This window comes from Acinetobacter sp. 231_lipA (assembly GCF_058243005.1).
Map to the genome: position 1 here is coordinate 1,153,809 of NZ_JBZAYU010000001.1, position 16,325 is coordinate 1,170,133.

The window sequence follows — 16,325 nt, forward strand, 5'->3', positions numbered from 1 at the left end:
CCATCGAGGTCAGCTTAGATTTTACCAACCAAGTCGATTGACGGTGCAAGCGTTGCTTCACCTTCTTTCCATTTTGCAGGACATACTTCGCCTGGGTGTGCATGCACATATTGTGCTGCTTTCACTTTGCGTAATAGTTCAGATGCATCACGACCAATACCGCCAGCATTAATTTCAATAATTTGGATTTTACCTTCAGGATCAATCACAAAAGTACCACGGTCTGCGAGACCTTCTGTTTCAATCAGCACGTCAAAGTTTTTAGACAAAGTCCAAGTTGGATCGCCAATCAATGGATACTGAATTTTACCAATCACATCTGACGTGTCGTGCCATGCTTTATGGGTAAAGTGGGTATCGGTCGATACACCGTAAATTTCCACACCGAGTTTTTGAAATTCAGCATAGTGATCGGCTAAGTCGCCCAATTCTGTTGGACACACAAAGGTGAAATCAGCAGGATAGAAAAATACGACAGACCATTTACCTTTCAAGTTTTGCTCAGACAACTCAATGAATTCACCATTTTGGTAAGCTGTTGCATTAAACGCCTTAACTTCAGTATTGATTAAACTCATGTATTCGTCCTCAAAAGATTTGTGAGAGTGCTTAAGTGATGAAGCAAGAATACGCACAAACCAAAAATTGGTAAAACAGTAAGTTTTTATTATTTTTATCGGATTTTTAGATTTATTATTTCCCGACACTGTTGCCCGATTTTCACCATCTTGTGACCTAAATGAAAACCTTTCGACTTTTTAAATGAGCTCAATACAGTCAAATCTAGAGTCAAGCAGTGGAAAATCTATGATTTGGAAGGGCCTTTCAAAGCTTTGATGTTCAATAAAAAGTGAATTTAAGCCGTTTCGGTCTGCCCCACCTGATGATAAGCACGATTAAAATAAACCAAACTTTGCTCATGTTGGCTTTGTTGAATCGCGACAATACGGCACATAAAAACCGTATGTGTTCCCACTTCTTGAATATCATCAATTTCACAATCAAAATTGACCAAAGCATCCTTTAAAACAGGTGCGCCCGTTTCTAGCTCTGTCCACACACCATGTTTAAAACGCTCTTCAGACGTCATTTTAGATGCGAAGACATTCGAAATATGCTGATGTTGTGCACCTAACACATTCACAGTTAGGATTTTATTATCGACAAAATGTGCATGTGAACGCGATGCTTTATTCATACAGACCAATAATGTCGGTGGTGTATCCGTCACACTGCATACGGCAGATGCTGTGAATCCATGACGATCAGCCATGCCTGCCGTGGTTACGACACTCACTGCACTGGTTAACAAAGACATTGCATTTCTAAAGTCTGTTGCTTCAATCATCATTTTATTCCTCAGTAGAACGGACACATGCTTTGACTCAGATAAAAGCTACCCATTTCTGATCAAATAGATAGCCCTTTCACATCACGCGCTTGCTGCGTATGAAGCCGAAAGTTCTTTACGAATAATTTCTGCACCTGCGCTTAACGCATTCAGCTTACCACGTGCGACTTCACGTGCTAAAGGGGCCATGCCACAGTTGGTCGAAGGATAGAGTTTATCTGCATCGACAAACTGAAGTGCTTTACGTAGTGTATTCGCAACTTCTTCAGGTGTTTCAACAGTGTTGGTTGCCACATCAATCGCACCGACCATGACTTTTTTACCGCGAATCAGTTCAATCAGATCCATTGGTACACGCGAGTTTTGACATTCGAGTGAGATGATATCAACTTTAGATTGTTGCAGTTTAGGGAATGCTTCTTCATATTGACGCCACTCTGAACCCAAGGTCTTTTTCCAATCGGTATTGGCTTTGATACCATAGCCATAGCAAATATGAACCGCAGTTTCACATTTCAGACCTTCAAGTGCTCGTTCAAGAGTTGCAACACCCCAATCATTCACTTCATCAAAGAACACATTAAATGCAGGTTCATCGAACTGAATAATATCGACACCAGCAGCTTCTAACTCACGCGCTTCTTGATTCAGAATCTTGGCAAATTCCCAAGCCAGTTTTTCACGACTTTTATAATGACCATCATACAGCGTGTCAATCATGGTCATCGGACCAGGCAGCGCCCATTTAATCGGTTGAGTTGTTTGACTGCGTAAAAACTTAGCATCTTCCACAAACACTGGTTTTTGACGGCTTACTGCACCTACTACTGAGGGTACGCTCGCATCATAACGATTACGGATACGAACCGTTTCACGTTTCTCAAAATCAACGCCATCCAGATGTTCAATAAAGGTGGTGACAAAATGTTGGCGGGTTTGCTCGCCATCGCTGACAATATCAATGCCTGCATGGAGTTGTTCTTGCAATGACAAACGTAAAGCATCTTGTTTCGCTTCGAGTAATGCCTCACCTTCGAGTTTCCAAGGTGACCAAAGTTTTTCAGGCTCAGCAAGCCAAGAAGGTTTAGGTAAGCTGCCCGCAGTTGATGTTGGTAATAAAATGGCCATTTTAAATCTCTATTTCAATATTCTATTTCAGTTAAATTAAGCAGCGTTGCTGTCTACGGTATAATTCGCAGCCCATTGTTCAAGGATGTCTTGATAAGGCTTAATAAAGTTCTCTTCCGTCCATTTACCTTGCTTAACCGCGAGCTGACCACGTTCAACACGGTCATAGACGATTTGTGTTAATGAGTAATCTGGGTACTCTAGGCTTGCTTGATAAACTTGGGACGCTGATGAATTTGCGTTGTAAATTTCAGGGCGATAAATCTTTTGGAAGGTTTCCATGGTGCTAATCGCACTGATCAATTCAAGATCGGTGTAATCACGCAGTAAATCACCCGCAAAATAGAATGCTAAAGGTGCAGCGCTCCCTTTTGGCATAAAGAAGCGAACCTGTAAGCCCATTTTATGGAAATACTCATCGGTACGTGAATATTCATCTTGTTTATACTCAACGCCTAAAACAGGATGCTCATTGGCAGTCCGGTGATACTTTTTCGCTGTTGAAACACTCAAACAAATCACAGGCTGTTGATTAAACTCTGCTTTAAAAGTCTCTGAGTTCACTAAGTATTGATACAGTTTGCCATGTAGATCACCAAAACCTTCAGGTGCATACGACGTCGAATTCTCTTTATTATGTTCTTTCAGCACTACGCTAAAATCGTAGTCACGTACATAAGATGAGAAGCTATTCCCAATCATGCCTTCAATACGTTGATGAGTATGATGATCATTAATCGTGCTTTTCAACATTTCAATAATTGGGAAAGTTTGACCATTCCCCTCAATGTCTAAATTTGCAGAAATAATATCAATTTCAAGCGAATAACGATCACCATTCGGGTTATCTGTTTGTGCTAAGGCATTGAAACGATTATTAATCATTCGAAGTGTATTACGTAGGTTCTGCTCACGGCTTTCACCACGCGCCAAGTTAGCAAAGTTCGTCGTTAGACGTGTGTTATCTGCTGGTTGATAGTTTTCATCAAAACGAATGCGTTTAATTGAACATGCAAACTCTGTACTCATGGCGATCTGTTACCCTATATTTCTGCGATAAAACTGAATTTCTTTCATGCTCTTTCTAGAGGGTCCAATTTTCTTTTTGGATCTTTCTAGCAAATCGTCTTTCCAGCCTTCTCAGCTTTTTCTGAGCATCAGGCTAAGAAGCAACGATGAATATGATCTATCGTTAAGAGCGTGGTTTAATTTATACCTGAATGATCACATGAATAAAAATGATTTAATCTCACACCAAGGTGAACTAAATTCATGTTTAGAAATTCTTTCGCTTTAACAATCAATTGCGCATAGATAATTTTTTGTGGATGTACGAAAGGAAAGAATGAAAACATCAGCCCTCGTGCGCGAGCAATGAAAAGTCATGATATTGCTAAATCAACGCCATCAACACACTACCTCTCTATTTTTAATTATCTATTTATATCAGCAACTTAAAGTCATGAACTGATTATTAAAATATTAGATAAAACAGGCAATTCAATGGTTTTGTCTGTGGGAAAATGATGAGCAAAAGCTTGGTTTTGAGTTCGTACATTCATTAATTTTGGCTTCACTTTCAGACCTTGGCTCTTCCTCACAGAATCAGGAAATGTAGTATCTTTCCTATCACCAATCAGAATTAAAAAAACAAACATTCGGTCTTTATATTAAGAACAGCTCACCTATATCAAGTAAAACTAAAGAATCATCTAATGCATTTTTTGCATAACTGAATTAAAAATTGCATTGTCGTTTTTTTTAAAAAAAAGTAACACTTGCCACAGTTAAATCCCCAATCGACGATTTAGCACTCAATATCTAAAGCAATGCCTATATAAATTGATCAACATGGAATGTCATCAATGCCTTGCTACATCAGGCCAAAAGCTGATGAAAAGAAGATTAAAGAAGGAACGATAAGTATGAAGCAGAAGAAATTACTAAAATATATTCTGATTGCCATGATCTCTGGAATACTGATTGGTTGGGCTTTTCATAGCACTTTAACAACTGCACAAACCACAGAACTTGCCGCCTATTTTAAAATTGTGACCGATGTATTCTTAAGATTAATTAAAATGATTATTGCACCCTTAGTGTTTGCAACAATCGTTTCTGGTCTGCTCTCGATGGGAAAATCCTCATCGCTGGGATCAATTACCTTAAAGGCCATGAGTTGGTTCATTGGTGCGTCATTTATTTCACTTTTACTGGGCATGGGCTTAGCCAATTTATTCCAGCCCGGCGCTGGAATGAATCTCACCGTTCCTCAAACAGCGGTTGATATTGGTGTCAGTGCGACAAGTCTGAGCTTAGAAAGCTTCATTACGCATATTTTCCCGCGTAGTTTTGCTGAAGCCATGGCCAATAATGAGATATTACAGATTTTGGTTTTCTCAATTTTCTTTGGCTCCGCACTGGCCTATGTTCAACATCAAAATGAAGTAACCGTCATTGGCAAAATTATTGATGAACTCTGTAAGGTGATGTTCCGAATTACAGATTATGTCATGGCATTTGCCCCTATCGCCGTTTTTGCAGCCATTGCTTCCGCGATTACCATCCAAGGCCCTAAACTGATTATCGATTATAGTATTTTCATTGGACAGTTCTATGTGGGACTACTGGTGCTTTGGACTCTCCTGATTGCTTTCGGCTATATCTTCTTGAAAAAAGATATTTTTAGATTGATGCGAATTGTGCGTGAACCCACCATGTTGGCATTTGCGACCGCAAGTAGTGAATCGGCTTATCCAAAAACCATGGAAGCTTTGGATAAATTCGGTGTGCCTAAACGTATTACCAGTTTCGTGCTCCCTTTAGGTTATTCTTTCAACCTCGACGGCTCGATGATGTATATGGCATTTGCCGTGTTATTTATTGCACAAGCTTACAACATTGATTTAAGTTTTTCCCAGCAAGCACTCATACTCTTTACCCTCATGATTACGAGTAAAGGGATTGCAGGTGTTTCACGGGCATCCATTGTGGTGATTGCCTCCACTCTGGCTATGTTCAAGCTTCCTGAAGCCGGTATTCTATTAATTTTAGCGATTGATCAGTTTTTAGATATGGGCCGTACGGCAACCAATGTGATTGGAAATAGTATTGCAACTGCCGTAATTGCACGTACTGAAGGCAATAATGATGAGCTTACCGAGCAAGAAGGTATCATGGTGAACAATCTTCCTCCCGTAAACCAATTGGCCGATAACAGTTAGAATTATTTATAGATAGAATAAAATGGTGATTTTTAAATAGTAAGTAAAAGTTCTTTATTTACTATTCATAAAATCACCTTATTTATTATTTAAATATACCTCAAAACGATTAACCAAAATAATTAATAAAATTCAATTATTTATTTTTCTGAATCAAAATATTCCAAATATAATTAATTCGATTTGAAAATGACATTTCACGTTTAACCAAATAGACATCTTGAAATAAATAGTACTGCTTACCGTCCAGTACTTTTAATTTATTTTCTTGAATTTCTCTTTCAACCAATAATTTAGGCAGCCATGCCACACCTAAACCTTGTAATACCAACTCTTTTAAATCACCTGCATTATCCGTCTCATATAAAGTTCTATAATCCAACTTATTTTCAATCGCTTCATCCACACAGTTTCTTAAATATGCTTGTTTACTATAAGACAACAAAGGAAAAGACTGATCGAGTGAATATTTGGCCGTCCCATCATGATCTAAGGCCGTCACCGGGAGTATTTCCATTTCAACAATTTTATGAAATTCGAACAAAGAACGATCGAATTGTTCTAATGTTTTTTGATCGCAATAGCTGATTAAAAAATCACACGAACCATCTTTTAATAAGCGCATGCCCTGTTTGAAATTTGAGGCAACAATTTCCAATTTTAAGTCCGTCATATCCATCGATAACTCATGAATAAAGCGGGGGAAAAACTGGGTAATGAGCGAGTGTGACACTGCAAACTTGACGGTTAACTCATCATGTTTCACATTCTTTTCTAAATATTTTATTGTTGTAGTGAGTTGATTTTGTATATTTTTTGCCGAAGCCAGTAAAACCTGGCCTGCTTCTGTGAAATCAATATTTTTACTGTATCTTTTCAAAATTTGGAAACCCAATGAGTTTTCAATATTCTGAATTCTGCGCGTAAAGGCAGACTGCGTGACATGTCGTAGAGCTGCTGCTTGAGATATCGATTTTTCTTGCTCTAATGCAAGTAAATCTTCAATCCATCGAATTTCTAAAGTCATAACTCATTCTTCACTCATCCTTTGATCAATTATAATCTATTATGCAAAAAATGCATGTAGTAATATATTTTTACATTAGAAAAAAAACCGTGCGCACTTTAATATCGATTTATTCGAGATTAGAGTCTATTTAAATGAACATTAAGATTAACACACGCGTTGAAAAGGATTTATTAGGGCATAAAGAGATTCCCGTTCATTGCTATTATGGCGTACAAACTTTAAGAGCTTTAGAGAACTTTAATTTAAGCCCAAATAAACTCAATCAATTCCCTGTTTTTATTAATGCCCTTGCAATGGTTAAAGCTGCATGCGCAGAAGCCAATTTTAAACTCAATAAGCTTGAAGAAAATAAATACAATGCTATTCAGTATGCATGTGAACAAGTTATTAATTATAAGTATCATGACCAATTTCCAATTGATATGATTCAAGGTGGTGCGGGAACATCCACCAATATGAATATCAATGAAGTACTGGCTAATATTGGCTTAGAACATTTAGAGCATTTAAAAGGCGAATATCAATATTTACATCCAAATAATGATATTAATATGTCTCAATCAACCAATGATGTCTATCCAACAGCAATTAAAGTGGGTTTAATTTTTGCAATAGAGCAATTGAATAGCCCGTTTCAAAATTTAATTCAAAGTTTTAAGAACAAGTCAGATGAGTTTTCGCATATCTTAAAAATGGGTCGTACCCAATTGCAAGATGCCGTTCCAATGACCTTGGGTCAAGAATTTGGCGCATTTGCAAATACCTTACAAAATGATTTAAACAAGCTCAATGACATCATGCCGTCTGCTTTAAGTGTTGTAAATTTGGGCGGAACAGCAATTGGAACAGGCATCAATACCGAAGTTAAGTATCGTGAATATGCCATCGCAGCATTGTCTGAAATTACGCAAAAGCAGATCAGTAGTTCACCTGATTTAATCGAAGCAACCTCAGATATGGGCGATTTCGTTTTATTATCGAGCTTCTTAAAACGTACCGCGACTAAGCTCTCAAAAATTGCCAATGACCTGCGCTTGCTGTCTAGTGGTCCTCGTACAGGTCTGAATGAAATTCATTTAGAACCGCGTCAACCAGGCAGCTCAATTATGCCTGGCAAAGTGAACCCTGTTATTCCAGAAGCAATGAATTTAGTTTGTTTTCAAGTGATTGCAAATGATTTGGCCATTACTTTGGCGGCCGAAGCAGGTCAGTTACAGCTCAATGCGATGGAGCCGTTAATTGCTTTTAAACTGTTCGAATCGATCGATTTGTTGGGTAAAGCTATGCAAATGTTCCAACATAAATGTATTGAAAACATCCATGCCAATGCTGAACACTGTCAGGCAAATGTCGATAATTCAATCGGCATTATTACTGCACTCAACCCATATTTGGGCTATGAAACAACGACTCGTATTGCAAAACAAGCGAATGAAACTGGTCAAAGTGTATTGGCTTTAATTAAAGCTGAAAACCTATTGTCTGATCAACTTTTAGCTGATGTGCTATCAATCAAAAATATGGTTCATCCTCAGCAATCTTTATCATGATTTATTAGCATTTAGTCTTTTTAAAAAGGGATCTCATCAGAGGTCCCTTTTTTATAGAGAAGAAAAGCATGCTGTGTCACTCACATGAGATGAACATTTTTTATTTTATAAAGTTTTTCAAATACCAAATTTGCCTAGCCATAAAAAAAAGAACTTGATATAAATCAAGCTCTTTCTCTTTAATAAATACAATAATTAAGTATTGTACAATTTAGAATGGAAGATCATCATCCATATCTGCTGGTGCTGCCGCAGGCGCTGACTGAGGAGCCGCCTTGGGTGCAAAACCGCTTGGGTTATTGTTCGCATAACCACTTTGTTGGTTGTTGCTATTGCCCGCTGCTGGATTGCCGCCATAACCGCCTTGGTTGTTGTTATTGTTATGACCACCACCTTGGTTATTGTTGAAACGTGGTTGTGCATAACCATCATTTCCGCCTTGCATTTGCTCACCTTGCTGACGGTTGTTGTCGAGCATCTGCATTTGCTCACCACGAATTTCTGTGGTGTAGCGTTCTTGACCATTTTGATCTGTCCACTGACGAGTACGCAGTGAACCTTCAATATAAACTTTCGAACCTTTACGTAGGTATTGTTGCGCAATTTCACCTAGACGGTTGTGTAACACAATACGGTGCCATTCGGTTTGCTCTTTACGCTCACCTGTACTTTTATCTGTCCAAGAGTCGCTCGTTGCAATTGAAAACTGTGTCAACGAACCACCGTTTGGAAAAGTTTTCGTCTCTGGATCTCGGCCTAATGTGCCCACTAAAATAACTTTATTTACACCGCGCATCTGATGTTTACTTCCTATCTATTTCTATTATTTACTTTATAAGAGTTATGCTTAAATGGCTACCTCTTTCCCCAACAACTGCGTTAAATCTTGTCGTGTAGCATCATCTATTTGCTGCTTATCGACTTTTACATACGCTACTTGCTGATCAGACATCACCACGACCTCTTCAATACCACGAATCGCTAAAAGCTGTGAAGTCCATTCATCCGTTTGTTTATGCTCAGGTAAACGCAACACCATCGAAGACAGATAGCGTGGTTGTGCCAAGCCAAAACTAATCAATAACCAAACAATCGCTAGTCCAGTCAGGATGCTCCAGCCCAAGGCTGTATTGTTTAACAGCAGCAACTGACCACCTGTGACACCACCAAAAAATGCGCCTAAAAACTGGCTGCTGGCATTTACGCCCATCGCGGTGGCTTTAGACTGAATCGGCGCAGCTTTCGATAACCATGACGGCAGCAACGCTTCCATGACGTTAAAAGCAATAAAGAATAAGCCCAAACCTGTCAGCAAAATATACTTCGACTCAAAGCCAAAAATTAGGATGCCTAAGCCTAAAATAATGCCGCCAATAGCCGTTAAAAAGATGCCTCGCATTTTGCGATATTTTTCAGCCAACACAATACTTGGAAAGGCAAAAAATAGGCTAATAACCAACAGCGGTAAATACACCCAGCCATGCGAATTTAGTGGAATTTTGGCAAAATCAATCAACTGTGATGGGACATAAATAAACATTGCTGTTAGCAATAAATGTAAGCTAAACACTGATACATGCAGACGGTTCAGATTACCCATTTTTAAGACTTGTTTGAGCTGAGCCAAATAACCTTGATCAAAATTTCGATGGTGGCGGGTAACTTTTGGAACCAACAGCAACATTGAAATGGCGGCCAAACCCATGATGGTCGTTACCCAGAATAGTCCTGAAATACCCACTAAACCGGTAAGCCACGGCCCCAAACTAAAGGCAACTGCAAAAGAAACTCCGATACTCATGCCCATGGTTGCCATGGCTTTCATACGGTTTTCTTCACGGGTCACATCCGCCAGTAGTGCCATCACCACTGCAGACACTGCCCCCCCACCCGCAATGGCACGACCAATAATCACCCCATAAATGGTGTCTGACATCGCTGCAATTGCACCACCCAAAGCAAACAGGAGTAGCCCGAAAACCACCAAAGGCTTACGGCTATAACGGTCAGCAATCAAACTAAAAGGAATCTGTAAAATAGCCTGTGTTAAGCCATAAATCCCCACAGCCAAACCGAGCAACGCAGGCGTTGCATATTCATAGGTCTGCCCTGCCACAGAAAATACAGGGATGATCATGAACAAACCCAACATGCGTAAGGCAAAAATACTGCTTAAGGCAAAAGTTGAACGACGTTCTAAAGCATTCATCATAAACGAGGACAGACTGTATTGAATTAATCTTGGATCAAGATTATAGGCTATTCAATCCGACTAGCGGCATGAATTTTATGTTTAATAAAAGCCTTCATGATCTGAAAAACAAAAAGCGCAGCCAGAGCTGCGCTTTTCTTCGGTTTAAAGCAATCTGCTTTAAGCGGCTTGATGTTTTTTGTATTGAATAGATGCAATAACAGCCCAAACAATAAAGGCCACACCAATTAAACCCGTGACGACTTCTGGTACATGTAGACCTGTGCCACTTGCCAGCATAATGAATGCTAAAGCACCAATTGCGTAGTGTGCACCATGCTCAAGGAAGACATAGGCATCCAAAGTCCCTTTCTCTACCAAGTAAATGGTCATCGAACGCACGAAGATCGCACCAATCGCGAGACCCAGCATAATAATCACAACATCGGAAGTAATCGCAAACGCGCCAATTACGCCATCAAAACTGAACGATGCATCGAGTACTTCTAGGTATAAGAAACCACCAATACCTGCTTTGACCACACCTGTGGTTGCGCCATTGGCATCATGCGTAACTGCATTGCCGTCTTCATCAACTTCAGGTTCACCACCCAACAAATGACTTAAGACTTGTACGCCAATATACACCACAATGCCCCAGATTCCCGCCATGGTTACCACCAGGCGTTTGGCTTCATCGACATTGGCCGCCATCACCAAAAGTGCAATCAGTGCAAGGAAGACTGACATTGCAGGAACATTGGCTAAATTGGTCAAACGGCGTTCTAACCAACGGAACCAGTGCGTGTCTTTCTCTTCATCTAAGAAGAAGTTTAAGAACACGAGTAACAAGAATGCACCACCAAATGCAGCAATTTCAGGGTGATGATCCATCAGACGTTGTGAGTAGGTTTTTGGATCATTCAAAGCCAGTTGTACGACTTCAACAAAGCCCATATCTGCAGTTACCGCCACAATTGCGACAGGGAAGATTAAACGCATACCAAATACAGCGACTAAAATACCCACGGTCAGGAACAAGGTTTTCCAGAAATGATCCCAACCACGTAACACAGATGCATTGACCACGGCATTATCAAAAGATAACGAGACCTCCATCACCGCTAAAATTGCAGTAATGGTCAAAGCAGTAAACATGGTCTTTAAGCCCGCTTCTGGTCCATGGGTAAAACCCCAGTACGCAGACAACGCAAGACACACGATCGTAAAAATGATAGAGAAACCAAAATGTTTCATCATGACAGATCGACCTATAAAAAATTTGGAGATGAACGAAAACTTAAAAAACAGGTTGAGTTTTATGGCCGCAATTATGACGCTTTTTGCGCCTGAAACCAAAACATCTTCGTTAATTTTTACTTATCTCACCGATGTACGGAGATGGATTGTTGTTCCGCGCAAACTGTTGTTATAGTCTTGCCCATATTTTGGCTTCCCTCAGGATCTAATCATGGCTTTTTCTCAAGACGTTTGGCAACGTAATGTCGACTTATATCAAAAAACACTGGCTTTACCTTTTAACCAAGAATTGGCTTCAGGCACACTTAATAAAGAAGCGTTTTGCCATTATGTGATTCAAGATGCGCACTACTTGGTGGCTTATGGTCGTGCTTTAGCGGTGTGTGGTGCCAAAGCGTATGAGGCTGACGACATTATTCAGTTTAGCCAAGGGGCCAAAGAAGCGATTGTGGTGGAACGCAGTTTGCATGATGGCTTTATGAAAAATTTTGATATTTCAAAGCAGCAGTTTGAAGAAACCCCGCTGACTTTGGCATGTCACCATTACACTTCATTTCTAACGGCAACCGCTTGGTCTGAAAGCTACCCTGTGGTGTTAGCAGCACTCTTACCTTGTTTTTGGATTTATGCTGAAGTCGGTAAAGACATTGTGGGTAACTCTATAGCCAACAACCCGTACCAAGCGTGGATTGATACTTACGCAGGTGAGGAATTCAACCAAGCGGTACGTAATGTGATTGCAACCATCGATAAAGTGGCTGCACGTTGCGATGCGGATACCATTGAGAAAATGCATAAAGCCTACCGTAAAGGGGCTGAACTGGAATGGTTGTTCTGGGACAGCGCTTATAAACAGCAGCAATGGCTCGGTTTAGACCACGCTTAAAAGCGCACATGATCCAAAAAGCTCTGAACCCTTCAGGGCTTTTTATTGACCGAATCTCGTATTTTGCAAATAGCATGATTGCTATTTTAAGCATTTGAAACTAAACTCCACCAATGATAATAATTATCATTTACATAATTAACTTTCGAGGGCCATTCTCATGCATCCTGATACTCTAGGTACTGAAGCCATTCGTGCATTTTTTACCGTACAATGCTGCTGGCTAAATAACGAAGAAATATACCTTGAAAAAGGCTGTTTACACTGCGGTTCTGCCGCGACCTATCTCATTTATTATACCAATCCACATATTCAAAAATTGATGTTGGCGTTTATTAAAAAATATCATTGCGTTTTAAGTCGAGAACAAGACTTACTCGACCTACCAGACTTTGAAAATGACTACGACGCCTTCTTACAAACTCTTGAGCACGAAGTCAATTTCTATGCCCTTCTCCATCATGACATTATCCGTCCCTTTGCTTTTGAGACGGTCGATTCAATCTTTGAACGTCCTTATGCGCTAGCATGCTAAATGCTGCAACCACAACAACACTCTATCCCTGAAGGCGTATGGCAAACCAAAAATAGCACAACCATGATGCAACTTTTGCGCTGCGCTGAATGGGTGATCCACTCTTTTTTAGGGAACTTATAAATACCTTTCTGTCTTCAGTCTCAGCCAATATCGATAGCTTGAGACTTGTTTCAACACTGAAATCTAGCTACAGTCTAGCAACATCAATTTTCTTTTGGCCGACATGATTTGTCGCTATAAAATCATGTTTAACACTTGAATAAAGCATAAGTCGTTATCATATACCTCCTTCATCTGCACAATTTCGAGATAGTTTTATGAGCCAAAGTCATATCCGTATTCGAGGCGCACGTACCCATAACTTAAAAAATGTGAACCTTGATATTCCCCGCGACAAATTCGTGGTGATCACGGGACTTTCTGGTTCAGGTAAGTCATCGCTTGCATTTGATACACTCTATGCCGAAGGCCAGCGTCGTTATGTCGAATCGCTTTCGGCCTATGCGCGCCAGTTCTTGTCACAAATGGAAAAACCTGAAGTTGACTCAATTGAAGGTTTAAGCCCTGCCATTGCGATTGAACAGAAGTCAACCAGCCACAACCCTCGTTCTACGGTGGGTACCATTACCGAAATTTATGACTATTTACGTCTACTCTACGCACGTGTCGGCACGCCATTTTGCCCAGAGCATGATTTGCCGATGGTGGCACAGACCGTATCGGAAATGGTCGATGCCGTAAAAGGATTGGATGAAGGAACAGCGCTGATGCTGCTTGCACCTGTGGTGCGTGAACGTAAAGGCGAATATTCCAACCTGTTTGAACAGCTACAAAGTCAAGGTTTTGTACGGGCGCGCGTCGATGGTGAGATTGTTGATCTAGACCCAATTCCAGAACTCGATAAAAAGAAAAAACACACCATTGAAGTGGTGGTGGATCGTTTTAAAGTCCGTGATGACCTCGGCAACCGCATCGCAGAATCTTTTGAAACTGCTCTACGTTTGGGCGGTGATATTGCCATTCTCTCGTGGATGAATGGTGAACACCCAGATCGGGTCTTTTCGGCTAAACACTCATGTCCTGAATGTGACCGTGCCGTTGCAGAACTTGAGCCGCGTTTGTTTTCATTTAACAATCCCTTTGGTGCCTGCCCAACCTGTGATGGTTTAGGGACCCGTAGCCATTTTAGTGCCGAAAAACTCATTCCAAGTCCTGAGGTTTCTATTAGCCAAGGCGCGATTCGTGGTTGGGACAGACAACGTCCGTACTACTACAGCATGATTGAAAAAGTGGCAGCACATTTTGGTTTTTCTTTGGATACACCTTGGAATGAATTGGATGCCGACACCAAAAAGAAATTTTTATACGGTACTGGCAAAGAAAAAGTTGATTTAAGTTATATCGACGAACGGGGTCGCAAACATAATCGTGTGCAACCTTTTGAAGGAATTTTGCCACATTTAGAACGTCGCTATCGTGAAACAGAGTCAAACTATGTTCGTGATGATTTGGCACAATATTTGTCTAATGCGGCATGTGATGCCTGCGGTGGATCACGTCTGAATGAAATTTCACGCCATGTTCGGGTTAAAGACAAAACCATTGCCCAAATTACTAAAATGTCGATTGGTGATGCGGAAAGTTATTATCAAGATTTAAATCTTGATGGTGCAAAAGGCGAAATTGCCGATAAGATTTTTAAAGAAATCCGTGAGCGTTTACATTTCTTAGTTTCAGTGGGTCTGAATTATTTAAGCCTTTCTCGTTCAGCAGAAACATTGTCTGGTGGTGAAGCGCAACGTATTCGTTTGGCTTCGCAAATCGGCGCAGGTTTGATGGGTGTGATGTATGTCCTCGATGAACCATCGATTGGTCTGCATCAACGTGATAATGATCGCCTATTGGAAACCTTAGTCCGCTTACGTGATTTGGGGAATACCGTTTTAGTCGTTGAGCATGATGAAGATGCGATTCGTGCAGCAGATCATATTATCGATATTGGTCCTGGTGCTGGTATTCATGGTGGTCATGTGATTGCTGAAGGGACTTATGATGAAATCCTTGCGAATAGTGAATCACTTACAGGTCAATATTTATCAGGCAAACTGAAAATTGAAGTACCGAAAAAACGTACTGAACCGCCAAAGCCTGAAGAACAAATTAAATTGATGGGTGCTGCGGGTCATAACCTACAAAATGTGGATTTAACTATTCCTTTGGGTGTGATGACCTGTGTGACTGGTGTGTCTGGTTCAGGTAAATCTACGCTGATTAACCGTACTTTATTGCCTTTGGCAGCGACACAGCTTAATGGTGCAACGACATTAACGGCCGAGAAATTTGATTCGATTGATGGTCTGCAATTCCTTGATAAAGTGGTTGATATTGACCAAAGCCCGATTGGTCGTACACCTCGCTCTAACCCTGCAACGTATACGGGTTTGTTTACCCCAATTCGTGAATTGTTTGCGCAAACGCCTGAAGCCAAAGCACGTGGTTATGCTGCGGGACGTTTCTCATTTAACGTGAAAGGTGGTCGTTGTGAAGCCTGTGAAGGTGACGGCATGATCAAAGTGGCTATGCACTTTTTACCTGATATGTATGTGCCGTGTGATAACTGTCATGGTGAACGCTATAACCGTGAAACTTTAGAAGTTGGGTATAAAGGGAAGAATATTTCCGATGTACTGAATATGACGGTTGAAGATGCCATGCATTTCTTTGATGCGATTCCTGTGATTCACCGTCGTTTGGAAACGTTAAATCAAGTCGGTTTAGGCTATATTCGTTTAGGTCAGTCTGCAACGACACTGTCAGGTGGTGAAGCGCAACGTGTGAAATTAGCACGTGAATTGGCAAAACGTGATACGGGTAAAACGTTGTATATCTTGGATGAACCCACTACAGGTCTACATTTCCATGACATTGCTAAACTGTTAGATATCCTCCATGAGCTTCGTAATAAGGGCAATACTATTGTGGTGATTGAGCATAATTTGGATGTGATCAAAACTGCTGACTGGGTAATTGATTTAGGCCCTGAAGGTGGTGCAGGTGGTGGGATGATTATCGCGGAAGGAACGCCCGAGGTAGTGGCGAAAAATAAAGTTTCACATACTGCGAAGTTTTTAAAGCCAATGTTGAAGTGATTTTATAATTCAACCTCC

The 16,325-nt window shown here is 40.5% G+C and carries 13 protein-coding genes; 5 read left to right on the plus strand and 8 right to left on the minus strand.

Annotated elements, in window-relative coordinates; genetic code table 11:
- Nucleotides 1-14: 14 nt before the first annotated feature.
- From ahpC to AC4CUX_RS05960, 4 genes are all read right to left on the minus strand, one after another.
- The gene (gene ahpC / locus AC4CUX_RS05945) at nucleotides 15-578 is read right to left on the minus strand and encodes an alkyl hydroperoxide reductase subunit C (RefSeq protein WP_005401564.1); all 564 of its coding nucleotides are present in this window, start codon (nucleotides 576-578) and stop codon (nucleotides 15-17) included.
- A 278-nt stretch (nucleotides 579-856) separates the two neighbouring features.
- Complete coding sequence (locus tag AC4CUX_RS05950) at nucleotides 857-1,348, minus strand: flavin reductase (RefSeq protein WP_005401563.1); 492 nt, start codon at nucleotides 1,346-1,348, stop codon at nucleotides 857-859.
- An 84-nt stretch (nucleotides 1,349-1,432) separates the two neighbouring features.
- Nucleotides 1,433-2,479 (minus strand): methionine synthase, encoded by a 1,047-nt coding sequence (locus AC4CUX_RS05955; protein WP_005401562.1) that lies wholly within the window; start codon nucleotides 2,477-2,479, stop codon nucleotides 1,433-1,435.
- Between the two features lie 36 nt (nucleotides 2,480-2,515).
- Nucleotides 2,516-3,508 carry a DUF1852 domain-containing protein gene (locus tag AC4CUX_RS05960; protein ID WP_004978188.1) on the minus strand — a complete coding sequence of 331 codons (993 nt, stop codon included), beginning with the start codon at nucleotides 3,506-3,508 and terminating at the stop codon, nucleotides 2,516-2,518.
- Between the two features lie 896 nt (nucleotides 3,509-4,404).
- Here AC4CUX_RS05960 and AC4CUX_RS05965 point away from each other — a divergent pair.
- On the plus strand, nucleotides 4,405-5,703 hold the full coding sequence (locus tag AC4CUX_RS05965; protein ID WP_114836362.1) for a dicarboxylate/amino acid:cation symporter: 1,299 nt from the start codon (nucleotides 4,405-4,407) through the stop codon (nucleotides 5,701-5,703).
- 136 nt (nucleotides 5,704-5,839) lie between these two features.
- On the opposite strand, the gene AC4CUX_RS05970 is transcribed toward AC4CUX_RS05965, so the two are convergent.
- A complete protein-coding gene (locus AC4CUX_RS05970) occupies nucleotides 5,840-6,730 on the minus strand; it encodes a LysR substrate-binding domain-containing protein (RefSeq protein ID WP_114836363.1) in 891 nt (296 codons plus the stop codon).
- Between the two features lie 134 nt (nucleotides 6,731-6,864).
- Between AC4CUX_RS05970 and AC4CUX_RS05975 the strand changes: the two genes are divergently transcribed.
- Nucleotides 6,865-8,283 carry an aspartate ammonia-lyase gene (locus tag AC4CUX_RS05975; RefSeq protein ID WP_114836364.1) on the plus strand — a complete coding sequence of 473 codons (1,419 nt, stop codon included), beginning with the start codon at nucleotides 6,865-6,867 and terminating at the stop codon, nucleotides 8,281-8,283.
- A gap of 211 nt (nucleotides 8,284-8,494) precedes the next feature.
- Here the strand turns inward: AC4CUX_RS05975 and ssb are convergent, their stop codons facing one another.
- The 3 genes from ssb to AC4CUX_RS05990 form a co-directional block, all read right to left on the minus strand.
- Nucleotides 8,495-9,079 carry a single-stranded DNA-binding protein gene (gene ssb, locus AC4CUX_RS05980; RefSeq protein WP_114836365.1) on the minus strand — a complete coding sequence of 195 codons (585 nt, stop codon included), beginning with the start codon at nucleotides 9,077-9,079 and terminating at the stop codon, nucleotides 8,495-8,497.
- A gap of 51 nt (nucleotides 9,080-9,130) precedes the next feature.
- Complete coding sequence (locus tag AC4CUX_RS05985) at nucleotides 9,131-10,495, minus strand: MFS transporter (RefSeq protein ID WP_279692466.1); 1,365 nt, start codon at nucleotides 10,493-10,495, stop codon at nucleotides 9,131-9,133.
- 159 nt (nucleotides 10,496-10,654) lie between these two features.
- Nucleotides 10,655-11,734, minus strand: coding sequence for a DUF475 domain-containing protein (locus AC4CUX_RS05990; protein WP_058870674.1), 1,080 nt, complete (start codon nucleotides 11,732-11,734; stop codon nucleotides 10,655-10,657).
- A 211-nt stretch (nucleotides 11,735-11,945) separates the two neighbouring features.
- Between AC4CUX_RS05990 and tenA the strand changes: the two genes are divergently transcribed.
- The 3 genes from tenA to uvrA all read left to right on the plus strand — a co-directional run bounded on the left by tenA (nucleotide 11,946) and on the right by uvrA (nucleotide 16,307).
- The gene (gene tenA / locus AC4CUX_RS05995) at nucleotides 11,946-12,620 is read left to right on the plus strand and encodes a thiaminase II (protein ID WP_004691671.1); all 675 of its coding nucleotides are present in this window, start codon (nucleotides 11,946-11,948) and stop codon (nucleotides 12,618-12,620) included.
- A 160-nt stretch (nucleotides 12,621-12,780) separates the two neighbouring features.
- On the plus strand, nucleotides 12,781-13,155 hold the full coding sequence (locus tag AC4CUX_RS06000; protein ID WP_114836367.1) for a hypothetical protein: 375 nt from the start codon (nucleotides 12,781-12,783) through the stop codon (nucleotides 13,153-13,155).
- Between the two features lie 320 nt (nucleotides 13,156-13,475).
- Nucleotides 13,476-16,307 carry an excinuclease ABC subunit UvrA gene (gene uvrA / locus AC4CUX_RS06005; protein ID WP_114836368.1) on the plus strand — a complete coding sequence of 944 codons (2,832 nt, stop codon included), beginning with the start codon at nucleotides 13,476-13,478 and terminating at the stop codon, nucleotides 16,305-16,307.
- Nucleotides 16,308-16,325 lie beyond the last annotated feature (18 nt).